Source organism: Phreatobacter cathodiphilus (assembly GCF_003008515.1).
GTDB classification, from domain to species: domain Bacteria; phylum Pseudomonadota; class Alphaproteobacteria; order Rhizobiales; family Phreatobacteraceae; genus Phreatobacter; species Phreatobacter cathodiphilus.
Genome location: NZ_CP027668.1, coordinates 3,799,264 through 3,825,100, shown reverse-complemented (window position 1 = coordinate 3,825,100; position 25,837 = coordinate 3,799,264). Strand labels below are relative to the sequence as shown.

The 25,837-nt window shown below is 70.2% G+C and carries 21 protein-coding genes and 1 pseudogene; 12 read left to right on the top strand and 10 right to left on the bottom strand.

All coding sequences use genetic code 11. From position 1 onward, the window contains the following. Positions 1-4: 4 nt before the first annotated feature. A complete protein-coding gene (locus tag C6569_RS18290) occupies positions 5-1,111 on the top strand; it encodes an MBL fold metallo-hydrolase (protein ID WP_106750221.1) in 1,107 nt (368 codons plus the stop codon). Positions 1,112-1,115: 4 nt separating this feature from the next. On the opposite strand, the gene C6569_RS18285 is transcribed toward C6569_RS18290, so the two are convergent. From C6569_RS18285 to C6569_RS18275, 3 genes are all read right to left on the bottom strand, one after another. Next, positions 1,116-3,806 (bottom strand): TIGR02302 family protein, encoded by a 2,691-nt coding sequence (locus C6569_RS18285; RefSeq protein WP_146144843.1) that lies wholly within the window; start codon positions 3,804-3,806, stop codon positions 1,116-1,118. A gap of 102 nt (positions 3,807-3,908) precedes the next feature. Beyond that, positions 3,909-4,853, bottom strand: a complete 945-nt coding sequence (locus C6569_RS18280; protein ID WP_106750219.1) for a threonine/serine dehydratase — start codon at positions 4,851-4,853, stop codon at positions 3,909-3,911. 48 nt (positions 4,854-4,901) lie between these two features. Further along, positions 4,902-5,660, bottom strand: coding sequence for a DUF429 domain-containing protein (locus C6569_RS18275; protein WP_342750236.1), 759 nt, complete (start codon positions 5,658-5,660; stop codon positions 4,902-4,904). Here C6569_RS18275 and C6569_RS18270 point away from each other — a divergent pair. The 7 genes from C6569_RS18270 (at position 5,659) to C6569_RS18240 (ending at position 12,025) form a co-directional block, all read left to right on the top strand. Further along, the gene (locus C6569_RS18270; RefSeq protein ID WP_106750218.1) at positions 5,659-6,339 is read left to right on the top strand and encodes a transglycosylase domain-containing protein; all 681 of its coding nucleotides are present in this window, start codon (positions 5,659-5,661) and stop codon (positions 6,337-6,339) included. The two genes, C6569_RS18275 and C6569_RS18270, sit on opposite strands and share 2 nt — an antisense overlap. Before the next feature lie 50 nt (positions 6,340-6,389). Continuing rightward, positions 6,390-7,106, top strand: coding sequence for an AprI/Inh family metalloprotease inhibitor (locus C6569_RS18265; RefSeq protein ID WP_181313809.1), 717 nt, complete (start codon positions 6,390-6,392; stop codon positions 7,104-7,106). 101 nt (positions 7,107-7,207) lie between these two features. Next, on the top strand, positions 7,208-7,999 hold the full coding sequence (locus tag C6569_RS18260) for an enoyl-CoA hydratase/isomerase family protein (protein WP_106750216.1): 792 nt from the start codon (positions 7,208-7,210) through the stop codon (positions 7,997-7,999). A gap of 29 nt (positions 8,000-8,028) precedes the next feature. Next, positions 8,029-8,907 (top strand): SDR family oxidoreductase, encoded by an 879-nt coding sequence (locus C6569_RS18255; RefSeq protein WP_106751121.1) that lies wholly within the window; start codon positions 8,029-8,031, stop codon positions 8,905-8,907. Between the two features lie 87 nt (positions 8,908-8,994). Then, the gene (locus tag C6569_RS18250; protein WP_106750215.1) at positions 8,995-9,816 is read left to right on the top strand and encodes an IclR family transcriptional regulator domain-containing protein; all 822 of its coding nucleotides are present in this window, start codon (positions 8,995-8,997) and stop codon (positions 9,814-9,816) included. A gap of 130 nt (positions 9,817-9,946) precedes the next feature. Then, positions 9,947-10,930, top strand: coding sequence for a Bug family tripartite tricarboxylate transporter substrate binding protein (locus C6569_RS18245; protein ID WP_245898149.1), 984 nt, complete (start codon positions 9,947-9,949; stop codon positions 10,928-10,930). Between the two features lie 105 nt (positions 10,931-11,035). Continuing rightward, positions 11,036-12,025 (top strand): Bug family tripartite tricarboxylate transporter substrate binding protein, encoded by a 990-nt coding sequence (locus tag C6569_RS18240; protein WP_106750214.1) that lies wholly within the window; start codon positions 11,036-11,038, stop codon positions 12,023-12,025. A gap of 21 nt (positions 12,026-12,046) precedes the next feature. Here the strand turns inward: C6569_RS18240 and C6569_RS18235 are convergent, their stop codons facing one another. Both C6569_RS18235 and C6569_RS18230 read right to left on the bottom strand, forming a co-directional pair. Then, the gene (locus C6569_RS18235) at positions 12,047-12,904 is read right to left on the bottom strand and encodes a MaoC/PaaZ C-terminal domain-containing protein (RefSeq protein ID WP_106750213.1); all 858 of its coding nucleotides are present in this window, start codon (positions 12,902-12,904) and stop codon (positions 12,047-12,049) included. Between the two features lie 240 nt (positions 12,905-13,144). Continuing rightward, entirely contained in the window at positions 13,145-14,284 is a 1,140-nt protein-coding gene (locus C6569_RS18230) for an acyl-CoA dehydrogenase family protein (RefSeq protein ID WP_106751119.1), read from the bottom strand. Between the two features lie 172 nt (positions 14,285-14,456). Between C6569_RS18230 and C6569_RS18225 the strand changes: the two genes are divergently transcribed. The 3 genes from C6569_RS18225 to C6569_RS18215 all read left to right on the top strand — a co-directional run bounded on the left by C6569_RS18225 (position 14,457) and on the right by C6569_RS18215 (position 18,113). Further along, complete coding sequence (locus C6569_RS18225; protein ID WP_106750212.1) at positions 14,457-15,377, top strand: SDR family oxidoreductase; 921 nt, start codon at positions 14,457-14,459, stop codon at positions 15,375-15,377. A gap of 66 nt (positions 15,378-15,443) precedes the next feature. Beyond that, positions 15,444-16,904 carry a hydroxymethylglutaryl-CoA synthase family protein gene (locus C6569_RS18220; RefSeq protein ID WP_106750211.1) on the top strand — a complete coding sequence of 487 codons (1,461 nt, stop codon included), beginning with the start codon at positions 15,444-15,446 and terminating at the stop codon, positions 16,902-16,904. A 3-nt stretch (positions 16,905-16,907) separates the two neighbouring features. Further along, on the top strand, positions 16,908-18,113 hold the full coding sequence (locus C6569_RS18215) for an acetyl-CoA acetyltransferase (RefSeq protein ID WP_106750210.1): 1,206 nt from the start codon (positions 16,908-16,910) through the stop codon (positions 18,111-18,113). A gap of 214 nt (positions 18,114-18,327) precedes the next feature. On the opposite strand, the gene hutU is transcribed toward C6569_RS18215, so the two are convergent. The 4 genes from hutU to hutI all read right to left on the bottom strand — a co-directional run bounded on the left by hutU (position 18,328) and on the right by hutI (position 23,648). Further along, positions 18,328-20,001 (bottom strand): urocanate hydratase, encoded by a 1,674-nt coding sequence (hutU, locus tag C6569_RS18210; protein WP_106750209.1) that lies wholly within the window; start codon positions 19,999-20,001, stop codon positions 18,328-18,330. Further along, on the bottom strand, positions 19,998-20,804 hold the full coding sequence (gene hutG, locus C6569_RS18205) for an N-formylglutamate deformylase (RefSeq protein ID WP_106750208.1): 807 nt from the start codon (positions 20,802-20,804) through the stop codon (positions 19,998-20,000). Before hutG ends, hutU begins: the two co-directional genes overlap by 4 nt. Before the next feature lie 103 nt (positions 20,805-20,907). Next, positions 20,908-22,443 carry a histidine ammonia-lyase gene (hutH, locus tag C6569_RS18200; protein ID WP_106750207.1) on the bottom strand — a complete coding sequence of 512 codons (1,536 nt, stop codon included), beginning with the start codon at positions 22,441-22,443 and terminating at the stop codon, positions 20,908-20,910. Further along, the gene (gene hutI, locus C6569_RS18195) at positions 22,443-23,648 is read right to left on the bottom strand and encodes an imidazolonepropionase (RefSeq protein ID WP_106750206.1); all 1,206 of its coding nucleotides are present in this window, start codon (positions 23,646-23,648) and stop codon (positions 22,443-22,445) included. The genes hutH and hutI overlap by 1 nt, the downstream gene beginning before the upstream one ends. Before the next feature lie 70 nt (positions 23,649-23,718). On the opposite strand from hutI, the gene C6569_RS18190 reads away from it, so the two are divergent. Continuing rightward, positions 23,719-25,080 carry a formimidoylglutamate deiminase gene (locus C6569_RS18190; RefSeq protein ID WP_106751118.1) on the top strand — a complete coding sequence of 454 codons (1,362 nt, stop codon included), beginning with the start codon at positions 23,719-23,721 and terminating at the stop codon, positions 25,078-25,080. Between the two features lie 227 nt (positions 25,081-25,307). Here C6569_RS18190 and uraD read toward each other — a convergent pair. Further along, a pseudogene (gene uraD / locus C6569_RS18185) lies at positions 25,308-25,805 on the bottom strand (2-oxo-4-hydroxy-4-carboxy-5-ureidoimidazoline decarboxylase); the annotation flags it as partial. Positions 25,806-25,837 lie beyond the last annotated feature (32 nt).

Sequence of the window (25,837 nt, the reverse complement as noted above, 5' to 3'; positions counted from 1 at the left end):
CGGCATGAGCAAGCCCCCGGCTCCGCCTCGCTCCAAGCTCAACCGCCGCCGCCTCCTCGGCGTGCTCGCTTCGCTGCCGGTCATCGGCGGCGCCGGCGGCGCCTTCGCCTATCGCAGCCAGCCCTATTATTCCGGCCCGGTCAGCGACCATTTCGACGGCACCCGCTTCTTCGACCCGCACGGCTCGCCGCCCAAGGCCTTCACCGACCTGCTGCGCTGGCAGTTCGGCGGCGACGAAAGGGCGCGCTGGCCGGAGAGCTGGCCCTCGGACCATGCGGACGTACCGCCGCCGCGGGTCGATGGCGACGCCGTCCGCCTCTCCTATGTCGGCCACGCCACGATCCTGATGCAGACGCGCGGCCTGAACATCCTCTTCGATCCGGTCTGGTCCGAGCGGGTGTCGCCGGTCTCCTTTGCAGGGCCGAAGCGGGTCAACGCCCCGGGCATCGCCTTCGACGCCCTGCCGAAGATCGACCTCGTCCTCGTCAGCCACGGGCACTACGACCATCTCGACGTGGAGACGTTGTCGCGGCTTCAGGCCGTCCACCAGCCGAGGGTGATCACGCCGCTCGGCCAGGACGCCATCATGAAGGCCCATGATCCCGCCATCCGTGCCGAGGCCCACGACTGGGGCGACCGCATCGAGATCGGCAACGGCATGGCCGTGCATCTCGCCGCGATGCGGCACTGGACGGCGCGGGGCTTGTTCGACCGCAACAAGGCGCTGTGGGCGGCCTTCGTCATCGAGGCGCCGGGCGGCCTCGTCTACCACATCGGCGATACCGGCTATGGCGACGGCCACCACTTCCGCGAGGCGAAGCGGCGGTTCGGCGGCTTCCGCCTCGCCATCCTGCCGATCGGCGCCTATGAGCCGCGCTGGTTCATGCGCGACCAGCACATGAACCCGGCCGAGGCGGTGCAGGTGATGATCGATTGCGGCGCGCGCCGGGCGCTCGCCCACCACTGGGGCACGGTGCAGCTCACCAACGAGGCGATCGAGGAGCCGCGCCTGGCGCTGCATGCGGCCCTCGCCGAGCGCGCCATCGCGCCCGACCTGTTCCGCGCCATCCGCCCCGGCGAGGTCTGGGAGCTGCCGGCGGCGGAGGCCTGAGCGGCTACTGGATCTGCAGGCCGCGCAGCAGGCGCTCGATATACTCCATCTCGATCTGCGGCCGATCCTGGTCCGAGAGGCGGCGGCGCAGCTCCTCCAGCACGCGCTGGGCCCGCTGGGCCGCGCCCTCGCCGGCATTGGGAATGCGCACGTCCGAGTTCTCGTTGGCCTCGCGGCCGCGCGTCGGCCGTCCCAGCGGATCGTAATCCTGGTTGCCGGCCTGGCCCTGGCGGCCCCCCGGCTGGCCGGGCTGGCCCTGCTGACCCTGGCCCTGACCTTCCTGCATCTGCTGGGCGAGGCCCTGGGCCCCCTGCTGTAGGCTGCGCAGGGCGCGGCCCTGGGCGTCGGTGGCGCCCTGGCCGTTGCCGCGGCCGAGAGCTTCCTCCGCCTCGCGCATGGCCCGGCCGGCATTACCCATGCCCTCCTGCGCCTGACGGCCGCCCTCCGACTGGCCCTGCCCCTGGCCTTCGCCCTCGCCCTGCTGTCCGAGTTGCTCGCGAAGCTGGTCGAGGAGTTCGCGGAGCTGGCGCTGGGCGTCGCCGAGCTGGTCGTAGCCCTGCTCGCCCTCGCCCTGTTGGCCCTGCTGTCCCGGTTGCTGCTGCTGGCCCTGCTGGCCGCGCTGGCCGGGGCGCTGCTGGCCACGCTGGGCGCGGCGCTGCTCCTGGTTGCGGCGGAAGGTGTCGTCGCGCAGCTGCTGCTGGCGGCGGATCATGTCGGCCAGGCGGTCGAGCGGGCTCTCGCCCTGTTCGCCCTGCTCGCCGTTCTCGCCCTGCTGCTGTTGCTGCTGGCGGCCGGCCTGCAGGCCCTGCAGCATCTGCTGCAGCTCCTGCATCAGGCGCTGGGCCTGGTCGCGGGCGCCATTGCGGGCGAGGTTCTCGATGCGGTTGAGCATGTCGCGCAGGTCCTGCGGACGGACCTGCCGCGCGTTGGGATCGCGCTGCGCCTGCTGCTGGTTGCCGTCCTGGCGGTTGCGCATGGCCTGTTCGGCGAGTTCGCGCATCAGCCGGTCCATGGCCTGGCGCAGGTCCTGCGACAGGCGGCGGATCTCCTCCTCGGAGGCGCCGCGCTCGATGGCCTGGCGCAGGCGCTCGGCGGCCTGGGAGACGGCGCGCTCGGCCTCGGAAACGTCGCCGTCCTCCATGCGCACGGCGATGTCCCAGAGATAGTCCATCACCTCGACGAGGGCGGCGTCGTCGCGGGCGCGGACGAGGCGGAAATAGGCGGTCCTGAGGCCGAGATAGACCGGCGTCTCCATGCCGAAGCGATCGGGCGCCGTGGTCAGCGCCTCCAGCGCCCGGGCGACGCGCGGGGCCGCATTGGCATCGAGGGCGAGGATGCGGCGCTGCTCGACGAGGGCGCGCGGCAGGGGCTTGGAGAAGACGCGCGCCGGCAGGGTGCCGTAGACGGTTTCGGAGAAGCCCTCGTTGCCGGCATCGTCCTTCGCCCGGAGCTTCACCGCCACCTGCAGGCCGGCGAAGGGATGGGCGACGAAATCGCGCGCCGTCTGGCCGCTGCCCTGGCGGGTGCGGGCCTGGGGAAGGCTGAGCGGCAGGGGCGGCAGGTCGGCGAGCGGGCGGGCGGCCTCGCGCTGCAGGGCGAGGGCCGAGGGCGCCAGAGACAGGGTCGCCTCGGCTTCCTTCACGCCGTAGTCGTCCTCGACCTTGTAGGAGAGCACGAACTGGTTGCGCTGGTCGGTCTGCGGGGCGCGCTCGAAGGCGATGGTGGGAGCCCCGTCCGGAATGGCCTCGAAGCGCCAGGCGAGCGGCTGGGCGCCGGACCCGCTGACCGAAAGGCTGCCGTTCTGCGTCACGGTCCAGCGGGATTCGGCGAGGGCCGAGGGGGACGTCTGCGCCGTGGCCGGGGGAGCGCCCTCGGCGCGTTCCGGGACCGGCGCGGCGGCGATGCCGCCCTCCGGCTTCACCGCGACATCGGCGAGGCCGGCAACGCGCAGGGTGACGACGGAACCGGCCGGCACGCGGAAGATTTCGGGCTCGGCGGCGGCATGGGCGGCGGGCGCGCCGTCGCTCACGCGGCGCGTCGGCAGGATCACCGGGGGGCGGGCGGTATAGGCCGGCGGCGTTACCCAGGCGTCGATGCGGTAGTTGATCGGCACCGGCGGGGCGCGCCAGTCGAAGGCGGTCAGGAGGCGCTGGGTGCGCTCCTCGCCGGCGAGGAAGAAGGCGGGGACGATGAGGAGAAGGGCGAGGGCGCGGATGGCGTAGCGGTCGAGGCTCGGCATCCGCGGGGTCGGGATGCCGGTGCGCAGCCGGCCGGCCGCGGCGGCGACGCGGGCGCGGTGTTCCTCCCACAGGGCCTTGGCGAAGGGGTCGTCGGATGTGGCGAGGCCGTCGGCGAGCGCGGTGGCGGGACGGTGGCCGCCCTCCGTCGCGCGGTCGATGCGGCGCAGCGCCTCCTGGTCGGAGGGACGCCGAATCGTCAGGAGCGGCCAGGCTGCGCCCAGCAGCAGGGCGAGGACGAAGAGGACGCCGCCGAAACGGGCCCAATAGGGCACGACCTGCCAGAAGCCGAGCCAGGAGACGGCGAGGACGCCGCCGAAAATGCCGAGGAAGAGCACCAGGCGCGGCCAGACCCGCTCCCAGAGGATGACGAGTTTGGCGCGGTCGATCGCGTGACCGAGAGCGAGGTGATGCTCGTTGGGGGCCGGAGGCCGTTCCCTGTCCATGCCGTCGCTCAAGATCCGCTCCGGTTCGAGGTCTCCTGCAACTTTCAGGCTAGCACGCTAGGTCCCAAAAACCACCTTTTCATGGCGGAGATCCGATCACGGATCGGTCAGCGCTCAGGACGCGTCGACGGCCGCCGCGAGGGCGGCGAGATCGACGTTGGCGCCGCAGGCGAGAACCCCCACCCGCTCTCCGGGAGAGGGCCGGTAGGCGCCGCAGAGGAGGGCCGCGAGGGCCGCCGCGCCGCCCGGCTCGCTCGCCGCCCGCAGGCCGAGCCAGAGCCGCTTCTGCGCCTCGCGAATGGCCGCGTCCGGCACCAGCACGACCTGATCGACATAGGCGGCGGCCGTCGCGTGGACGCGGGCAAAGACGTTGCGGGCGCCGAGCGAATCGGCGGCGATGGACTGCACGTCGACGTCGACGGGGCCACCGGCGGCGAGCGCGGCGTGCAGCGCACAGGATCCCTCGGGCTCGACGCCGACCACCTTCACCCGCCGGTCGAACCAGCGGGCGATGCCTGAAATGAGGCCGCCGCCGCCCACCGCCACCAGCACGGTGTCGAGGCCGCCGGCATCCTCCTCCCATTCGATGCCCACCGTACCCTGGCCGGCCATGGTGGGCCAGGCGTCGTAGGCGTGGACGGAGAGGGCGCCGGTCGCCGCCGCATGGGCCTCGCAGGCGGCCAGCGCATCGGAATAGCGGGCGCCGCCGACCACCAGCTCGGCGCCGGTCTCGCGGATGCGGGCGATCTTGGCGGGCGAGGAGATTTCGGGGACGAAGATTCGGGCGGGAATACCGAGACTCGTCGCGGCATGGGCCACCGCGATGCCGTGATTGCCGCCAGAGGCGGCGCAGACGCCGGCCGCCGGCATGGGTGAGCCGAGCAGGGTGTTGAAGGCACCGCGCGCCTTGAAGGTGCCGGTCACCTGCAGGAATTCGAGCTTCATGGCGACCGGCACGGGGGTGCCGAAGGTCTCGGGGGCGAGCGTCATGGTCGGCGTGCGGCGCACCCGGCCGGCGATGCGGGCATGGGCGGCGCGGATGTCGTCGGGCGTGATCATGGGCAGGTCCTCGCGAGCCCGGCACGGGACCCGGTTCGGCCGGTGTGGTCAAGCCCAGATGGCGACGGGCAGGCCATGCGCGTCGCGGCGCGGCGGATCGGGAAAGGGCTGCGCCGTGCCGGCGTGGAGGCGGCGCGCGACGAGGGCGTTCACCGCCGCGTCGAGCAGATCGTCGAGGCCGGCGCCGCGCGGAGGATCGGCGAGGAAGGATTGGGGGAAGCCCGCGCCGACCAGCATGTCCCGGCGCAGGGCGAGCCCCGGCGGGTGGCCGCGGGACGAGACCTTCTTCGGCAGGGGCACCGGCCGCTCGCCGTTCAGCCGCCAGAAGGCGAGCTCGGGATGGACCTCGTGGACGCGGCCGACCAGCGCGGGTTCCGCCTGCAGGAGCGCATCGAGCTCGCGGATCTTGGGAAAGAGGAAGAAGGCCTGTTTGGAGACCTTGCGCGGCGGATCGGAGGTGGCGAGGGCGATGCGGCAGGCCTCGCCGTAGTCGGCGGCGAAGACGGCGGCCCGCGACGGCACGGAGAAGACCGAGGACTGGCGCTCTCCCAGCAGCGGGCGCACCAGCGTCTCCGGGCCCCTGCCACCCGGCCCGGCCGTCTCGGGAAGTCCGATGGGCATGTCCACGGCGATTTTTTCGACCCCGGTGGTCAGATCGGCGAAATTGCGCGTTATCGTGACGCATGGCGTCAGGGGTCCCTCCGCTGCGATGGTCACCGCGATCCAGCCGGCGGGACAGCCGTCGACGCCACGCACCATCGGCCGCTCCCCGCCGGGGATGGGCGTCACCTCGTTCCGGATGGACATGCTCCGCCTCCTGCGCCGTTTCGTCCTCGCCGCCGTGATCGTCGCGCTAACGCCGCTGGTGCTGACGCTCCTCTATACGGTGGTGACGCCGGTCTCGACACGGATGGTCTGGCGCATGGTGACGCTGAAGGGCTACGAGCGCAGCGTCGTGCCGCTGGAGGCGGTGGCGCGCACGGTCCCGGCGGTGCTGATCGCCTCGGAGGACGGGCAGTTCTGCCGCCACCGCGGCGTCGACTGGCGCGAGCTGATGGCCGTCATCGAGGACGAGGACGGGCCCTCGCGCGGCGCCTCGACCCTGCCGATGCAGGTGGCGCGCAACCTCTTCCTCTGGCAGGGCGACACGGGATTCACCGCCATGGTGCGCAAGGGACTGGAAATCCCGCTCGCCCTGATGATCGACCTCGTCTGGTCGAAGCGGCGGATGATGGAGATCTATCTCAACATCGCAGAATGGGGGCCGGGCGGCGAGTTCGGCATCGAGGCGGGCGCGCAGCGCGCCTTCGGCAAGCCGGCGGCGCGGCTCAGCCTCGGCGAGGCGGCGCTGCTCGTCTCCATCCTGCCGAACCCGGTGCGGCGCGACGCGCGGGCACCGTCCGGGGGCGTGCGGCGCAAGGCGGCGATCATCTCGCGCCGGGCCGGATCCGCGGATACGGGCTGCCTCAGGCTCGCGGCGTCATGATCGGCGCCAGCCGGTGGACGCGCGGCACAAATCGCGCTTCTAATCGGTCCATGCTGCGCGCCTTCGCCCTGCTGGTCATGTGTCTGGCACCCTGCGGTGCGGCGCGCGCCCAGACTCCTGCAACCACCACCCCCGATGCGGCGCTGACCGAACGGGTGATCGGCGCCTGGGAGCTCTCCAACCCCGCGGGCAGCCGCAAATGCGCCGTGACGCTGAAAGCCGACCGCGCGGGAGCGGGACGGGCGGTGGCCTTCGGCGAGGGCTGCGTCGGGGCCTTTCCGGCCGTGGCCGCCGTCGTCGCCTGGTCGGTCGCGCCGTCGGGCTCCATCCGCTGGATCGACGGGGCCGGCCAACCCGCCTTCGACTTCGAGGAGACCGAGGTCGGCATCTTCGAATCCCTGCGCCAGGGCGATCCCAACGTCTATTTCCTCACCAGCCTGGCGCTGGCAGGCAAGACGCTGCCCACCGCCGACGAGATCGCCGGCGCCTGGACCCTCGGTCAGCCCTCGGGACGCAGCCTCTGCGCCCTGCTGCTGAAGCAGGAGCTGGCGGCGGGCGCCAGCGCCCTCGAGCAACGCTTCGCGGTGGAGGTGGCGACGGGCTGCGAGCGCTCGGTGGCCGCCCTCGGGCTCAGCCACTGGCGGCTCGAGCGTGAGCTCCTGGTCTTCGGCGGCCGGACGGGGACGCTCTCCTTCAAGCGCGAGGAGGACGGGCGCTGGAGCAAGACCCCGGCCGACAACCGCCCGCTGGTGCTCTCCCGGCCCTGACGGCACCGCCCGAATTGGGGACTGGCGTTTCGTGCCACTATTTCGTCCACTGAAACGACGGTTCGTCCGCGGTTGCCCGGACGACCGCCGGAGGACATGGCATGACAGACGCGACGACAGAAGCTTCGGTGCTGGTGAGGCGGGACGGCGCCGTCGCCACCCTCGTGCTGAACGAGCCGAAATCGATGAACGCCATGTCCGGCGGCATCAAGGCGGGGATCGAAGAGACCCTGCCGGGGCTCCTCGCCGATCCGGAGGTCAGGGCCGTCGTCATCACCGGCACGGGCCGCGCCTTCTGCGCCGGCGGCGACATCCGCTCCATGGACGACCGCGGCACCCTCTCGGTGAAGACCCGGATGACGCGCACCTACAGGTGGCTGATCCCGCTGCTCACCGCCGACAAGCCCATCGTCTGCGCGGTGAACGGAGCGGCGGCCGGCGCCGGCCTGTCGCTGGCGCTGACCGGCGACATCATCCTCGCCTCGCGGGAGGCGCGATTCAAGGCGGGCTTTCCCGGTCTCGGGGCGGCGGCCGATCTCGGCCTCGCCTATACGCTGCCGCGCGCCGTCGGCTACCAGCGCGCCAGCGACATCCTGCTCACCAACCGGGAGGTTTCGGCGGAGGAGGCCCACCAGATGGGGCTCGTGGCGCGACTCGCGGAGCCCGAGGCGCTGATGGCGGCGGCGATGGAGACGGCGCAGGCGCTCGCCGCCGGGCCCACGGTGTCGCTGGGGCTCACCAAGCGGCTGATGCGCCGCGCCTATGAACTGCCGATCGAGGGCTTCCTCGAATTCGAGGCCATGGCGCAGGTGGTCGCCTTCGGCAGCGACGATTTCGGCGAGGGCGTCGCGGCCTTCAGGGGCAAGCGCCGGCCGGATTTCAAGGGCCGCTGAGGCCGACGGGAGGATTTCGCATGGAGACCATGTTCAAGGACGGCCTGCTCGCCGGCAAGCGCATCCTGGTGACGGGCGGCGGCACGGGGCTCGGCCGCGAGATGGCCGAGGACTATCTGCGCCTCGGCGCGACGGTGCATATCTGCGGCCGCCGCAAGGGCGTGCTGGACGATACGGCGCGCGAGCTGATGGACCGCCACGGCGGTAAGGTCATCACCCATTCGGTCGATATCCGCGTCGCCCAGGCAGTGGAGGAGATGATCGAGGAGATCTTTGCCGCGGGCCCCCTGACCGGCCTCGTCAACAATGCCGCGGGCAACTTCATCAGCCCGACCAAGGACCTGTCGCCGCGCGGCTTCGACGCCATCGCCGGCATCGTCTTCCACGGCTCGTTCTACGTGACGCTCGCCTGCGGCAAGCGCTGGATCGCCGGCGGCCACAAGGCCTCGGTCATCTCCATCCTCACCACCTGGGTGTGGAACGGCGGGCCCTTCACCGTGCCCTCCGCCATGTCGAAGGCCGGCATCAACGTCATGACCCAGTCGCTGGCGGCCGAATGGGGCCGCTACGGCATCCGCCTCAACGCCATCGCGCCCGGCCCCTTCCCCACCAAGGGCGCCTGGGAGCGGCTCAATCCCGGCCTCGCGGCCGAGGAGGACAAGGGCCGCGAGGGCAGCCCGATGGGGCGCAACGGCGAGATGCAGGAGCTGAAGAACCTCGCCACCTTCCTGATGGCGGACGGCTGCGAGTACCTCACCGGCCAGACCATCGCCATCGATGGGGCGCGCTACAACGCCTCGGGCGGCAATTTCTACGGTCTGTCGAAGATGTCGGACGCGGAATGGCAGGCGATGAGCGAGATGATCCGCGCCGCGAACGAGAAGGACCGCGCCAGCCGCACGGCCTGAGACGAACGGGACATCCAATACGGTTTGTGATGATATCCTTGGCGAATCCCGCCGGGCACCGCCCGGCGGGACGATCAGGAACCCGAGATGCCTTCCTTCGAGCCCGTCATTGCGCTGTCGCGCGGCCTGGAAATCCTGCGCGTGCTGAACGCCGAGCGGCGGTCGACGGTGGGTTCGCTGCACAAGGCGACGGGCCTGAACAAGGCGACCATCGTGCGCATGCTCGAGACGCTGGAGCACGAGGGCTACGTGATGCGGGACGCGGAGCGGACCGAGTACCTGCCAACGGGGCGCTGCCTGCTGCTCTCCCACGGCTACGACCAGCACCTGTGGATCGGCGGCGTCGCCGAACCGATCATGCACGAGTTCCGCAAGCAGATCGGCTGGCCCTCCGACATCGCCATCTTCGACCGCGACGCGATGATCGTGGCGCAAACGACGCGCGAGCCGGGCTCCATGCTGTTCTCGCGGCGGCCCGGCTTCCGGTTTCCGCTTCTCTCCACCTCCATGGGCCGGGCCTATCTCGCCTTCTGCCCCGAGGAGCAGCAGGAGCGGATCATCACCCTGCTCGCCGCCATCCCGGGCAAGTCGACCGAGCTCGCCCGCCAGCCGAAGAAGCTCGCCCCGCTCCTCGCCGAGGTGCGCGAGAAGGGCTACGCGCTGATGGACGAGGCCTATAGCCAGCACGTCTTCGACGGGCGCGTCTGGGCCATGGGCGTGCCGGTGCGCGACGGCGACGAGGTCTTCGCCAGCATCAACATCATGATGCTGCACGGGGTCATCTCGGTGGAGGACGCGGTGAGGAACTTTCTCGCGCCGCTGCAGGAGACAGCGACCCAGATCGCCCGGGCGCTGACCGACAAGTTCCGCGCGACCCTCTGGGCACCCGGCGGGGCCAAGGCGGACTAGTTTCCGCTTGTTTCATTGTCCGAAATGGTGTTTCGGCGATTTGACCCTGACCCACAGGCGTGAGAGGATTCGTACGGGCCCGGAGGGCCCCAAGGGCAAAGCCCGACAAGAACGATCCGGAGGGAACACCATGCGTCATCGATTCTCCCGCCGCGGCCTCATGCTGGCCGCAGCCGCCAGCGTGGCGGCGCCCCCCCTGCTGCGCGCCCAGGGGGCCTGGCCGAACCGGCCGGTGCGCATCCTCTGCGCCTTCCCGGCCGGCGGCATCACCGACGGCTATGCCCGCGCCTATGGCGACTACATCCAGCAGAAGAGCGGGCAGACCGTGGTGGTGGAGAACCGCGTCGGGGCCGGCGGCGGCATCGCCGCCCAGGCGCTGAAGGCGGCGCCCGACGACGGGCACACGCTGATGATCACCATCTCCTCGACCATGCTGGGCAACCGGGTGATGTTCAAGAACCTGCCCTACGACCCGGACAAGGACTTCTCCTTCCTCGCGATCATGTCCACCGGGCACCTGCCGCTGGTGGCGCAGAAATCGACGGGGGCGAAGACCATCGCCGAGTTCGTCGAGTTCGCGAAGAAGAACCGCACCAGCTTCGGCTCCTATGCCGCCGGCTCCTTCGCCCATATCGTCGGCGCCGAACTGAACCGCCGCTTCGGCCTCGACATGACCATCGTCCACTACCGGGGCGAGGCGCCCATGTGGCAGGACCTGCTGACCGGCAGCAGCCAGGTGGCCATGGGCAGTTACACCGCCGCCAAGGGCGTACTCGACACCGGCGCAGGCGTGGCGATCGCCGTGCCCACGGGCAAGCGCATGTCCACCCTGCCGGATGTCGCCACCTATGCCGAACAGGGCCTGAAGGACCCCGTCTTCGACCTGATGAGCTGGGCCGGCTTCTTCGGCAAGGCCTCGATGCCCGCCGAGATGGTGCAGCAGATCTCGGACATGATGGTGGAGGCCGGCAAGACCGAACGCATCCGCAATCTCACCGCCACGTTCGGCATCGACGACACGGCGCAGGACCACCGCTTCTTCCGCCACATCTACGAGACCCAGGGGCCGATCTGGCTCGATCACCTCAACCGGCTCGGCGTCACGCCCAGCTGAGCCCTGACGATCGGTCGCAGCCCCGTTTCGACGGGGACGGCCCTAGACTGAAACGCGATTCACGACGGGACACAGAAGCCCGCAGTTCAATCCCGAGGACCGCCCATGCCCTTCCCGCTCTCCCGCCGCCGGCTGGTCGCCGCCGGCGCCCTCCTGCCCCTCGCCTCGCCCGCCCTGGTGCGGGCCCAAGGTGCCGCCTGGCCGACCAAGCCGCTCAAGATCATCTGCGCCTTCCCGGCCGGGGGCATCACCGACGCCTTCGCGCGCGCCTATGGCGAGTATTTCAGCCAGAAGAGCGGCCAGACCGTCGTGGTGGAAAACCGGCCCGGCGCCGGCGGCGGCATCGCCGCCCAGGCGATGAAGACCGCGCCTGACGACGGCCACACCATCATGATCACCATCTCGACGACGCTGTTCGGCAACCGCGTCATGTTCAAGAACCTCGCCTACGATCCGGACAGGGATTTCGCGCTGCTGGCTCTGCTGCCCACCGGAAGCCTGCCGCTGGTCGCCGCCAAGGCGACGGGGGCGACAACCATCGCGCAATTCGTCGACTTCGCCCGCAAGAACCGGGTCAGTTTCGGCTCCTATGCGGCGGGGTCCATGGCCCATATCGTCTGCAACGCCCTGAACCAGCAGTTCGGGCTCGACATGACCGTGGTGAACTATCGCGGCGAGGCGCCGATGTGGCAGGACGTGCTGACCGGCAACAGCCAGGTGGCCATGGGCAGCTTTACGGCGGCCAAGGCGGTGCTGGACGCCAATGCCGGCACGGCCATCGCCATTCCCTCGACCCGGCGCATGAAGGCGCTGCCGAACACGGCGACCTTCGTCGAACAGGGCCTCGACAACCCGGTGTTCCGGCTGCTGAGCTGGGTCGGCTTTCTCGGCCAGTCCTCCATGCCGCAGGCGATGGTCGAGACCGTCTCCACCCTGATGCTGGAGGCCGCACAGACCGAGCGCATCCGCAAACTGAACGAGACCTTCGGCATCGAGGAGCCGGTCCTCGGCCATGCCGACTTCAAGAAGGTCTACGACGCGGAAGGCCCGGTCTGGATCGACAACGTGCGCAAGCTCGGGCTGACTCCCGCCTGACCCTAAGCCGCCGCGCCGGGGTCAGCCGACCTCGGCGAGGCCGTTGGTGAGCACGACGACGTCGCGCTCCACCACCCGGGCGCGGAACGAGATCACCCCGCCGTCGCGCCAGATCTCGGTGCGGATCGTCTCGCCCGGCATGACCGGGGCGGAGAAGCGCACGTCGAGGCGCCTCAGCCGCGCAGGGTCGTTGCCGCAGCAGGCCTTGAGGATCGCCCGGCCGGCCACCGCATAGGTGCACAGGCCGTGGAGGATCGGCCGCTCGAAACCGGCGCCGCGGGCGACGTCCGGATCGGCGTGGAGGGGATTGTAGTCCCCGGACAGACGATAGATCAGCGCCGCCTGGGGCAGGGTCTTCAGGTCGACGGCCTCGTCGGGAGCCCGCTCGGGCAGGGGATGGGGCTCGGGCGTCGGTCCCGAGGGGCCACCGAAGCCGCCCTCGCCGCGGATGAAGGTGGTGGAGGTGAGCGTCGCCAGCAGGTCGCCGGAGGCCTTGTCGACCACGTCGCGCTCGGAGAGGAGCAGCGCGCCCTTGCCCGGCCCCTTGTCGACGATCTCGGTGACGCGGGTGCGGCCGATCACCGTGCCGGTGGCGGGCAGCGGCTTGTGGATGACGAGACCCTGCTCGCCATGCAGGACCTTGCGCCAGTCGACGCCCGTATTCGGGTCCTTCAGCCAGAAGCCGGGATAGCCGAGCACCACGGCCATGGTGGGCAGCGCCTTCAGGCCGTCCTCGTAGACGAAGGGGAGCTCCGTGCGGTCCACGGGATCGGCGCCGCAGCCGACACCGAGGGCGTAGAGGATGGTGTCCTTCGCCTCGTAGCGGTGCTCGAGGTCGGGGAAGTGCCAGTTCTTCAGCTTGTCGTAGTCGATGGGCATTGGGGGGTGTCCTCGGGAACCAGTCGCAGGTCTTCCGCCTGCATCGGGCAAGTGCGTCCTTCGAGGCTCGCCTGTCAGGCTCGCACCTCAGGATGAGGAAGGGGGGGGTGCGCGGCATCAGGTGCGGACGCGGCTTGCAGGTTTCAGTCCCTCCTCATCCTGAGGTGCGAGCCCCGGCGATGCCTCGGCATCGTTCGGTGGCGAGCCTCGAAGGACGCACTGGCCGTCATGCAGCGCCACTCACAAAGACCGGGCGACGATCTCCTTCATGATCTCGGTGGTGCCGGCATAGATGCGCTGGATGCGGCTGTCCGCATAGGCGCGGGCGATGGGATACTCCCACATGAAGCCGTAGCCGCCGTGGAGCTGCAAGCAGGTGTCGACGATGCGGCCCTGCAGCTCGGTCAGCCACCACTTGGCCATGGCGGCGGTGGCGACGTCGAACTCACCGCGCAGGAACTTGGCGATGCAGTCGTCGAGGAAGACGCGGGCCACCGTCACCTCCGTCTTCACCTCGGCGAGCTTGAACCGGGTGTTCTGGAACTCGGCGATGGACTTGCCGAAGGCCTTGCGCTCGCGGGTGTAGTCAATGGTCCAGCGCAGCGCCGATTCCATCACCGCGACGGCGGAGATGGCGACCAGCAGGCGCTCGCGCGGCAGCTCGTTCATCATATAGGCGAAGCCGCGCCCCTCCTCGCCGATGATGTTGGTCAGGGGCACGCGGACGTTGTCGAAGAAGAGCTCGGAGGTGTCCTGCGCCTTGAGGCCGATCTTCTCGAGGTTGCGGCCGCGCTTGAAGCCCTCGCGGTCGGCTTCCACCAGGATGAGGCTGACGCCCTTGGCGCCCTCCTTCGGATCGGTCTTGGCGGCGACGAGGATGAAGTCGGCGAGCTGGCCGTTGGTGATGAAGGTCTTCTGGCCGTTGACGACATAGTGGTTGCCGTCGCGGATCGCCGTGGTGCGGATCGCCTGGACGTCGGAGCCGGCCCCCGGCTCCGTCATGGCCAGCGCCCCGATGGCCTCGCCGGAGGCCATCTTCGGCAGCCAGTGGCGCTTCAGGTCCTCGGAGGCGTTGTTGAGGATGTAGGGGGCGACGATGTCGGAGTGCAGGCGGAAGCCCGGGCCGGTGAAGACGTGGCCCATCATCTCCTCGATCATGATGGCGCTGGTGAGGAAGTCCGCCCCGCCGCCGCCATAGGCCTCGGGAATGTTGGTCAGGAGCATGCCGGCGGCGCCCGCCTTCCGCCAGGCCTCGCGGTCGACCACGCCCTCCTTCTCCCAGCGGGCGTGGTGGGGCGCGATCTCGTCGGCGATGAAGCGGCGGCAGGCCTCGCGGAAGAGATGATGCTCCTCCTTGTAATAGGCGGCGGTGGCGGTCATGGCGCGCATCTCCTGATCCCGGCGCGGAGGCTCGAGGCCCGGCGCCCGCCTCTATCCTAAGACAGGCGTTTCGGCGAATGAAACGGGATTTCGTTCAATTGACGATCGGACTATGGTTCGGCCACGGTCGCCATTCAGGCGATAACGACGCATCGAGGACATGGGGAACAGCATGGCGGGCACGGGCGCTCTGGAGGGCAAGGTCGTCATCGTGACGGGAGCCGGGCGCGGTATCGGCCGCGAGATCGCGCTGACCGCCGCCGCCGAGGGGGCGAAGGTCGTCGTCAACGATCTCGGCGGCGCCGCCGACGGCTCGGGCGCCAGTGCCGCGCCGGCCGAGGAGGTTGCCGAGGAGATCCGTGCCAAGGGCGGCCAGGCCGTCGCCAATTTCGACAGCGTCGCCGAGCCCGCTTCCGCCAACGCCATCGTCAAGACCGCGGTGGACGCCTTCGGCGGCCTCGACGCGGTGATCAACAATGCCGGCATCCTGCGCGACGCCATCTTCCACAAGATGAGCGTCGCGGACTTCGAGCTCGTCATCAAGGTGCACCTGATGGGGACCTTCTACGTCTCCCACGCCGCGGCCCGCATCTTCCGCGAGCAGGCGAGCGGCGCCTTCGTCCACTTCACCTCGACCTCCGGCCTCATCGGCAATTACGGTCAGGCGAACTATGCCGCCGCCAAGCTCGGCATCGTCGGCCTGTCGAAGTCCATCGCCCTGGACATGGCCCGCTTCAACGTGCGCTCCAACTGCGTCTCGCCCTTCGCCTGGAGCCGCCTCATCGGCACGATCCCGACGGAGACCGAGGCCGAGAAGGCGCGCGTCGCCCGCATGCAGGCCATGGGGCCGGAAAAGATCGCGCCGCTCTCGGCCTTCCTCGCCTCCGACCGGGCGAAGGACGTCACCGGCCAGATCTTCGCCGTGCGCATGAACGAGATTTTCCTGATGGGCCAGTCGCGGCCGATCCGCTCCATCCATCGGGACGGGGGCTGGACCTGCGACAGTCTCGCCAGCCACGGCATGCCGGCGCTGAAGTCGTCCTTCTATCCGCTCGACCGCTCCGCCGACATCTTCTCGTGGGATCCGGTGTGAACACCGGGCGAACAGAAATTCGTGGATGCCCGCCACCAGGCCGGGCATGACGCAGAGGTTTCCAGCATGACTTTCGGAATTCTCGCCTTCGGCGCCTATATCCCGCGCCTGCGCCTGCAGCGCAAAGCCATCGCCGACGCCCATGGCTGGTTCAACGCCGCCCTCAAGGGCCAGGGAAAAGGCGAGCGGGCCATCGCCAACTGGGACGAGGACGCGGTCACCATGGCGGTGGAGGCGGCGCGCGACTGCCTGACGGGGCAGGACGCGACCCGCGTCGAGGCGGTGCAAATGGCCTCGACCACCTTCCCCTTCCTCGACCGGCTGAATTCCGGGGTCGTCTCCGAGGCGCTGAACCTCGGACAGGATCTCGCCACCAGCGACGCCGGCCAGACCCAGCGCGCCGCGACCTCCGCCCTGATGACGGCGCTGCGCGGCGGCCCCGCGACGCTCGTCCTCGCGGCCGAGAAGCGCCCGGTGAAGGCGGCGAGCCCGCTGGAGATGACGGCGGGAGACGGCGCCGCCGCCCTCCTCGTCGGCGAGGGCAAACCGGTCGCGACGCTGCTCGCCTCGGCCACCCGCACGGCCGATTTCGTCGACCATTACCGGACGCCGGAATCGGAATTCGACTACCAGTGGGAGGAGCGCTGGATCCGCGACGCCGGCTACATGCCGCTGGTGCCCCCCGCCATCAAGGCCTGCCTCGCCAAGGCCGGCCTCGGCCCGGAGGCGGTGACGCGCTTCTGCATGCCGGCGGTCCTCGCCAAGGTCGCCAATTCCGTCGCCAAGGCCGCCGGCATCGCCGACGCGGCGGTGGCCGACAATCTCCACGCCGTCTGCGGCGAGACGGGCGCCGCCCACCCGCTCGTCATGCTGGTGGCGGCGCTGGAGGCGGCGAAGCCCGGCGAGAAGATCATGGTGGTCGGCTTCGGCCAGGGCGCCGACGTCCTGCTCTTCGAGGTGACCGACGCCATCGCCGACCTGCCGGCCCGCCTGGGCGTGAAGGGGCATCTCGCCCGCCGCAAGGAGGAGGCGAACTATTCGAAGTTCCTCGCCTTCAACGACACGATCGAACTGGAGCGCGGCATGCGCGCCGAGGCCGACAAGCAGACCGCCCTCTCGGCCCTGTGGCGCAACCGGGCGACGGTGACCTCCTTCGTCGGCGGCAAATGCACCCAGTGCGGCACGCTGCAGTTCCCGAAGACGCGGGTCTGCGTCAATCCGAACTGCACCGCCATCGACACGCAGGTGCCGGAGCCCTTCGCCGGCAAGACCGGCAAGATCAACTCCTACACCGCCGACCGCCTGACCTATTCGCCCGATCCGCCGGCCTGCTACGGCATGATCCAGTTCGAGGAGGGCGGCCGCTGGATGATGGACTTTACCGACGTGGACGAGAAGGATCTCGCCGTCGGCCATCCCATGCGGATGATGTTCCGGGTGAAGGACATCGACAGCCAGCGCGGCTTCCGTCGCTATTTCTGGAAGGCGGCCCCGGCCGCGCAGACCGAAACCTCTGGGAGGGCCTGATCCATGGCCAAGGGCATTCGCGACAAGGTCGCCATTCTCGGCATGGGCTGCTCGAAGTTCGGCGAGCGCTGGGACATGAACGCCGAAGACCTGATGGTCGAGGCCTATACGGAGGCGCTCGGCGACGCCGGCATTGAGACCAAGCAGATCGACGCCGCCTGGCTCGGCACCGCCATCGAGGAGCAGCATGTCGGCAAGTCGGCCGTGCCGCTCGCTGTGGCGCTGCGCCTGCCCTACATCCCGGTGACGCGCGTCGAGAACTTCTGCGCCACCGGTACAGAGGCCTTCCGCGGCGCGGTCTATGCGGTGGCGTCGGGAGCCGCCGACATCGCGCTCGCCCTCGGCGTCGAGAAGCTGAAGGACACCGGCTATGGCGGCCTGCCGCAGCGCGGCCGCGGCACCCTGCCGAACATGACCTGGCCCAACGCCTCGGCGCCGGGCTATTTCGCCCAGCTCGCCGCCGCCTATCGCGCCAAGCACGGCTCGGCGCCGGAGGACCTGAAGCGCGCCATGGCGCATGTCTCGGTGAAGAGCCACGACAATGGCGGTCGCAACGCCAAGGCGCACCTGAGGAACAAGATCACCATCGGCACGGTGCTGAATTCGCCGATGATCGCCGAGCCGCTCGGGCTCTACGATTGCTGCGGCGTCTCGGACGGGGCGGCCTGCGCCATCGTGACGACGCCGGAGATCGCCCGCAGCCTCGGCAAGCGCGACCTCGTCTCGGTCAAGGCGCTGCAGGTCTCGGTGTCGAACGGCACGGAGGCCCAGCACAATTCCTGGGACGGCAGCTATTTCGCCACCACCCGCATCGCCGCCACCCGCGCCTATCAGGAGGCGGGAATCGAGAGGCCGCGCGACGAGATCAGCCTGATCGAGGTGCACGACTGCTTCTCGGTGACCGAGCTCGTCACCATGGAGGACCTGCACATCTCCGCCGAGGGCCGGGCGATCCACGACATCCTCGACGGCTTCTACGACGCGGACGGCACGATCCCCTGCCAGATCGACGGCGGCCTCAAGTGCTTCGGCCATCCGATCGGCGCCTCGGGCCTCCGGATGATCTACGAGATGTACCTGCAGATGCAGGGCCGCGCCGGCGAGCGGCAGCGCCAGGACATGCCGCGGCTGGGGCTGACCCACAATCTCGGCGGCTTCCCGCACCAGAACGTCTGCTCGATCTCCATCGTCGGGCGCTACGAGGGGTGAGCCGAAGACAGCCTCAGGTCATAGAGAGGCTCGACCTCTCACCACTCCCCAGTGGGGAGTGGTCGATTCGCTGCGAAGACTTCGCCAGTCCGTCACCCCCGGCGAGGCCGAAGGCCGAGGGAAGGGGGTCCAGGAATCAAGCGCGGAGCCGAGGCCCCTGGATTCCCTTCCCCTCGCTTCGCTCGGCCGGGAACGACAGGCAGGGCGAGACCCCTCACACCCCGATGCCGAGCGCGGGCAACTTCAAGCCCTTCTCCCGGGCGCAATCCACCGCGATGTCGTAGCCGGCATCGGCATGGCGCATGACGCCGGTGCCGGGATCGTTCCACAGGACACGGCCGAGCCGCGCCGCGGCCTCCGGCGTGCCGTCGGCGACGATGACGACGCCGGCATGCTGCGAATAGCCCATGCCGACGCCGCCGCCGTGGTGCAGCGACACCCAGGTGGCGCCCGACGCGGTGTTGAGCAGGGCATTGAGCAGCGGCCAGTCCGACACGGCATCGGACCCGTCCTTCATCGCCTCGGTCTCGCGGTTGGGGGAGGCGACGGAGCCGGAATCGAGATGGTCGCGGCCGATGACGATGGGGCCGATCTCGCCTCTCGCCACCATCTCGTTGAAGGCGAGGCCGAGGCGGTGGCGGTCGCCGAGGCCGACCCAGCAGATGCGGGCCGGCAGGCCCTGGAACTGGATGCGCTCCTGCGCCATGTCGAGCCAGTTGTGGAGGTGCGGATCGTCGGGGATCAGCTCCTTCACCTTGGCGTCGGTCTTCGCGATGTCCTCGGGATCGCCGGTGAGCGAAGCCCAGCGGAAGGGGCCGATGCCGCGGCAGAACAGCGGGCGGATATAGGCCGGCACGAAACCGGGGAAGTCGAAGGCGTCGGCGACCCCCATGTCCTTCGCCATCTGGCGGATGTTGTTGCCGTAGTCGAGGGTCGGCACCCCCATGCGGTGGAAGTCGAGCATGGCGCGCACGTGGGTCGCCATGGACTGCTTGGCGGCGGCCTCCACCGCTTTGGGGTCGCGCTCGCGCGCCTCCTCCCAGCGGGCGAGGCTCCAGCCCGCCGGCAGGTAGCCGTTGAGCGGATCGTGGGCCGAGGTCTGGTCGGTGACGACATCCGGGCGGATGCCGCGGGCGACCATCTCGGGGAAGACCTCAGCGGCGTTGCCGAGGAGGCCGACCGAGATCGGCCTGCCCGCCTTGTGCGAGCGCTCGACGATCTCCAGCGCCTCCTCGATGGTCTTCGCCTCGGCGTCGAGATAGCGGGTCTTCAGCCGCATCTCGATGCGGCTCGGCTGGCACTCCACGGCGATCATGGAAGCACCCGCCATGGTGGCGGCGAGCGGCTGGGCGCCGCCCATGCCGCCGAGTCCGCCGGTGAGGATCCACTTGCCCTTGAGCGAGCCGCCGAAATGCCGGCGCGCAACTTCCGCGAAGGTTTCGTAGGTGCCCTGAACGATGCCCTGGCTGCCGATGTAGATCCAGGAGCCGGCCGTCATCTGGCCGTACATCATCAGGCCGAGCTTATCGAGGTGGTGAAAATGGTCCCAGGTGGCCCAGCCCGGCACCAGGTTCGAATTGGCCAGCAGCACGCGCGGCGCATCCGTGTGGGTGCGGAAGATGCCGACCGGCTTGCCGGACTGAATGAGCAGCGTCTCGTCCGGCTCGAGCGAACGCAGGGATGCGACGATGCGGTCGAAGCTCTCCCAGTCGCGCGCGGCGCGGCCGATGCCGCCATAGACGACGAGCTCGTTCGGGCGCTCGGCGACCTCCGGGTCGAGATTGTTCATCAGCATGCGGAGCGCCGCCTCGGCGCCCCAGGTCTTCGCCGTCATCTCGCGGCCGCGCGGCGCCCGGATGAGGCGCGAATTGTCGAGACGGGTGGTCATGGGCGGGCCTCCAGGGTGGCAGCGGCGGCGAGGATGGCGGCGACGATGCGGTCGAGCACGGCCTCGGTCTTCGCCGCGACGGTCTCGTCATAGGTCCAGGGCGGCGCCTCCGCCATGTAGGCGGACTGCGCCAGCTCCATCTGCACGGCGTGGACGTTCCGCTCCGGCGCGCCGTAGTGGCGGGTGATCCAGCCGCCCTTGAAGCGGCCGTCGGCGACGAAGCTCATGCCCGAGGCCTCGGCCGCGCGCACGGCGGCCTCGCGGATGGCCGGGGCGCAGGAGGCGCCGCCATTGGTGCCGATGTTGAACACGGGGAGCGTGCCGGGGAAGAGGTTCGGCACCTGCGACCGGATCGAGTGGCAGTCGTAGAGCACGCAATAGCCGTGGCGGATGCGGGCGGTCTCGATGGCGGCCGCCATGGCGGCATGGAAGGGCGCGAAATAGAGGCCCCGGCGGCGGTCGATCTCCGCCGGGTCGGGAGCGCGGCCCTCGCGGTAGATGGGCTCGGCGTCGAAGGTGGTGGTGGGGCAGAGCGTGGTGGTGTTCTGGCCCGGATAGAGCGAAATGCCGGAGGGGTCGCGGTTCACGTCGATGACGAAGCGCGAGAGATTCTGGCGCACGACGGTAGCGCCGGTCCGGGCGGCGATGCCCTCGTAGAGCCGGTCGATCCACCAGTCGGTGTCGGGCACCGAGCGGCCGAGGTCGTTCAGCTCCACAGAGACCTCCGGCGGGATCATGGTGCCGACATGGGGCTGGCCGAGGACGAGCGGGCCATCGCCCGGAATGACGGTGACGGGGGTCATGGGAGATTCACGCGAGGCAAGGGACAGAGGTCTCGAACAGGTGGCGGTGAAGGGGAGGTTCCGGAACCTGAGTCCGGGATTTGGGGCACGCCGACCACCATCATCAACTCTCCCCGAACAGCCGCTCGACCACATGGCCGAAGGGCGTCGTCAGGCCGCCGGAGGCGACGAGGGCGGCGACGCGCGCCATTTCGGCGGCAAGGGGCCGGTCGCGGTCGAGCACGGGCGCGACGGCGCGGATCGCCGCATGGGCTTTCTCCAGCAGCGGACTGGTGGAGAGCGGCGCGCGCATGTCGATGCCCTGCGCCGCCATCAGCGCCTCGATGCCGATGATGCGACAGAGGTTCTCCGCCATGGGACCGAGCCGGCGGGCGCCGTGGGTCGCCATGGAGACGTGGTCCTCCTGGTTGGCGGAGGTGGGGATCGTGTCGGTGACCGCGGGCGCCGCCTTCTGGCGGTTTTCGGAGGCGAGTGCGGCGCTCGCCACCTCGGCAATCATGAAGCCGGAGTTCAGCCCCGGCTCCCGCACCAGGAAGGCCGGGAGCCCCGAGAGCACCGGATCCACCAGCATGGCGCAGCGGCGCTGGGCGAGGTTGCCGATCTCGCAGGCCGCGAGAGCCAGCATGTCGGCGGCGAAGGCGACGGGCTCGGCGTGGAAATTGCCGCCGGAGAGCACGTCGCCGTCGTCGGCCATCACCAGCGGATTGTCGGTGACGCCGTTCGCCTCGGCCAGCAGCATGGCTTGAGCCGAGCGGATGACGTCGAGGGCGGCGCCCATCACCTGCGGCTGGCAACGGATGGAATAGGGGTCCTGCACCCGCGGATCGTCGGCGAGATGCGAGCGGCGGATCGCGCTGCCCTCCATCAGGGCCCGCAGGACGGCCGCCACCGCGATCTGCCCGGGCTGGCCTCGCAGGGTGTGGATACGCGCGTCGAAGGGCGTGTCGGAGCCGGCGATGGCGTCGGTCGACAGCGCCCCTGTGACGAGCGCGGCGGCGAAGGCGTTCTCGATGAGGAACAGCCCGTGCAGGGCCAGCGCCGTCGAAACCTGCGTGCCGTTGAGCAGGGCCAGGCCCTCCTTCGGGCCAAGGACGACCGGCGTCAGGCCCGCCTTCGCCAACGCCTCGTCGCCGGCCATGCGCGTACCGCACCAGACCGCCTCGCCCTCGCCGATGAGCACCGCAGCCAAGTGGGCGAGCGGGGCGAGGTCGCCGGAGGCGCCGACGGACCCCTGCGCCGGGATCACCGGCAGCACGCCCTCGCGCAGCATCGCCACCAGGAGGTCGACGGTCGCCGGCTGCACGCCGGAGGCGCCGTGGGCGAGGCTCGCCGCCTTCAGCGCCAGGACCAGCCGCACGATCGGCTCCTCCAGCGGCTCGCCCATGCCGGCCTGGTGGGAGCGGACGATGTTGACCTGAAGCTCCGCCAGCTTCTCGGCGGGAATGCGGACGCTGGCGAGCTTGCCGAAGCCGGTATTGACGCCATAGACCGCGTCGTTGCCGCGCGCCTTGGCCATCAGCAGCTCGTGGCCGCGGGCGATGGCGCCGCGGGTCGCAGGATCGAGGGCAGGCGTGGCGCCGGCGGCGACCTGACGCCAGAGACCGAGGGCATTGCCCCCGGCGCGGATGAGACCGGACATCAGGCGCCTCTGTAGCGGGCGAAGAGCGGATTGAAGCCGATGCGATAGACGAGTTCGGCGAGGCGCTCCACCGACCAGAGGCAGAGATCGGCCCGCCGTCCCGGCTCAAGCACCCCGATGTCGTCGCGGCCGAGGGCCTTCGCCGCGTTCCCAGTGAATCCGAGGAGGCATTCGGCCACGGTCAGGCGGAACAGCGTCGCGCCCATGTTCATGGCGAGGAGCGGCGAGGTCAGCGGCGAGGAGCCGGGATTGGAATCGGTGGCCAGCGCCATGGCCGTGCCGTGGCGGCGGAAGGACTCGACCGGGGGCGCCTGCGTCTCGCGGATGAAATAGAAGGCGCCTGGCAGCAGCACCGCCACCGTCCCGGCCTTCGCCATGGCGGCCGCGCCCTCCTCATCGGTAAATTCGAGATGGTCGGCCGAGAGCGCCCCGTGGTCGGCGGCGAGCTTCGCCCCGTGGAGGTTGGAGAGCTGGTCGGCGTGCAGCTTCACCGGCAGTCCGTGCTTCGCCGCGGCGGCGAAGACCCGCGCCGTTTCCTCGGGGGAGAAGGCGATGCCCTCGCAGAAGGCGTCGACCGCGTCGGCGAGCCCATGATGGGCCATGGCGGGGATCATCTTGTGGCAGACGAGGTCGAGATAGGCGGTCTTGTCGCCGTTCGCCTCGGGCGGAAGCGCGTGGGCGCCGAGGAAGGTGGTGACGACGCCGACGTCGCGCTTCTCGGCGAGCGACCGGGCGACGCGGAGCTGCTTTTCCTCGGTGTCGAGGTCGAGGCCGTAGCCGGACTTGATCTCGACCGTGGTGACGCCCTCGGCGATCAGGGCGTCGAGCCGCGGGAGGCTCTCGTCGCAGAGGTCGCGGGGCTTGGCCGCACGTGTCGCCTTCACCGTGGAGACGATGCCGCCGCCGGCGCGGGCGATCTCCTCGTAGCTCGCGCCCTTCAGGCGCAGCTCGAACTCGTGGGCGCGGTTGCCGGCATAGACGAGGTGGGTGTGGCAGTCGACGAGGCCCGGGGTGATCCAGCGGCCCTCGCAGCGGATGGTCTCGACCGGATCGAGCCGCGGCGCGTCGGCGCGTGCGCCGACATAGACGATGCGCCCGCCCTCGGTCGCAATGAGGCCGTCCTCGATGAGGCCGAGGCCGTGATCCGCGCCGGTGCCGGCCATGGTGGCCAGCCGCGCGTCGCGAAAGAGACGGTCAACGCGCATGGGAATGTCTCGGCACGTCGTATTCCTCGCCCAACAGTGCTAGGCGAAAAACCGTAGCATGGAGACGGCGATGGACAAGCTCCATCTGGACAAGGCGCTGACCCCCGAGGGCTGGCGCGACGACGTGACCCTGTCGGTCGGCCCGGACGGGCGTATCGCCGCGATCACCACCGGAGCCGCGCCGCCCGATGCGACGCGCATCCGCGGCATCGCCATTCCCGGCCTGCCGAACCTCCACTCCCACGCCTTCCAGCGGGGCATGGCCGGCCTCGCCGAGGTCGCGGGCGAGGGGGACGATTCGTTCTGGACCTGGCGCGACTGGATGTACCGCTTCGCCCTCGCCCTCGAGCCGGACGACGTGGAGGCCATCGCGGCGCTGGCCTATGTCGAGATGCTGGAGGCAGGCTTCACCACGGTGGGCGAGTTCCACTACCTGCACCACGGCCGCGACGGGCGGCCCTATGCCGATCCCGCCGAACTCGCCAGGCGCTGCATCGCCGCGGCTGAGACCACGGGCCTCGGCATCGCCATCCTGCCGGTCTTCTATGCCCATTCCGGCTTCGGCGGCCTGCCGCCCTCCGAGGGACAGCGGCGCTTCATCTGCGACCTCGACCTGTTCGGCCGGGTGGCGGCGGGCGCGCGGGCGGCGGCGAAGGCCTATGGTCGCGGCGGCTTCGGTATCGCGCCGCATTCGCTCAGGGCGGTGACGCGTGACGAACTCACGGCCCTGCTCGCGGCCTTCCCCGCCGGTCCGGTCCACATCCACGTCTCCGAACAGGTGAAGGAGGTGGAGGACTGCCTCTCCGCCCATGGCATGCGGCCCATCGCCCTGCTCGGGGACTGGGCGGCGCTGTCGGAGCGCTGGTGCCTCATCCACGCCACCCACGCGGATCCTTTCGAGGTCCGGCAGATGGCGTCGGCCGGCGCCGTGGTCGGGCTCTGCCCGGTGACGGAGGCCAATCTCGGCGACGGGCTCTTCGCCGGGGTGGACTTCAAGGCGCGGGGCGGTCGATTCGGGGTCGGAACGGATTCGAACGTCGCCATCTCGGCGTCCGGCGAACTCGCCATGCTCGACTATGCGCAGCGCTTCGCGACGCGCCGCCGCACCGCGCTGGCGGATCGCGGCCGCTCGACGGGCCGCACGGTGCTGGAGGCGTGCCTTTGCGGAGGCGCGCAGGCGCTGGGGCTCGGAACCATCGGCCTCGCCGTCGGCGCGCCAGCGGATGTGGTCGTGCTCGATGCCGGGCACATGGCCTTCGCCGGGCGCGGCGGCGATGCGGTGCTCGATTCCTGGATCTTCGGGCCTTCGGCGGGTGCCGTCAGCGAGGTCTGGGTGTCGGGCCGGCGGGTGGTGGACGGCGGCCGGCACGTGGCGCGCTCCGCCGTCGAGGTCCGGGCGCGGGCGGTGCTGGAGCGGGTGATCGGGGGGTAAAGCGCTCGGCTCCGCGTGACGGCGTTTTGCACGACGCAACTGCGTCCCTCGAGGCTCGCTGCGCTCGCACCTCAGGATGAGGAGGGGGAGAGTGGCAGGGCCGGCGTCGCGGCAACGCCCGTTTTGCCAGAAACACCCTTCCTCATCCTGAGGTGCGAGGCCGGTGAGATGCAGAGCATCACTCCGAACGAGCCTCGAAGGACGCACTCCCGTCGTGCAACCCGCCGCTACGGCAGCAGATCCTTCAGCCGCAAGAGCGCGATGCGCTCGACCTGGCGCAGCGCCTCGGCGAATTCGGCAGGCGCGTCGTTCTCCAGCCGGGAGACGAAAGCCTCCCGGATCTCGTCCTTCGTCCGGCCCCTGACGGCGATGATGAAGGGAAAGCCGAAGCGCGCCTGATAGGCCTCGTTCAGCCGCATGAACTCCGCCCGCTCCTCATCGGTCAGGCGGTCGAGACCGGCGGATGCCTGTTCGCCGGTCGATTCGGCGGTGAGACGACCGGCGGCGGCGAGCCTTCCGGCAAGGTCCGGATGGGCGCGGATGAGGGCGAGCTTGGCCCCGTCACCGGCTGCCCGCATCACCGCCACCATCGCGGCATGGAGCTCCTCGGCCACGTCGTGTTTCGAGGTCAGGCCGCGGTCGTGGACACCCTCGGCGATCCAGGGCGAATGTTCGAAGACGCCGCCGAAACGGGCGACGAAGGCGGCGCGGTCGAGGCGGCTGGGGCGGTCGGCGTCGGTCATGCCAGGCAGCCTAG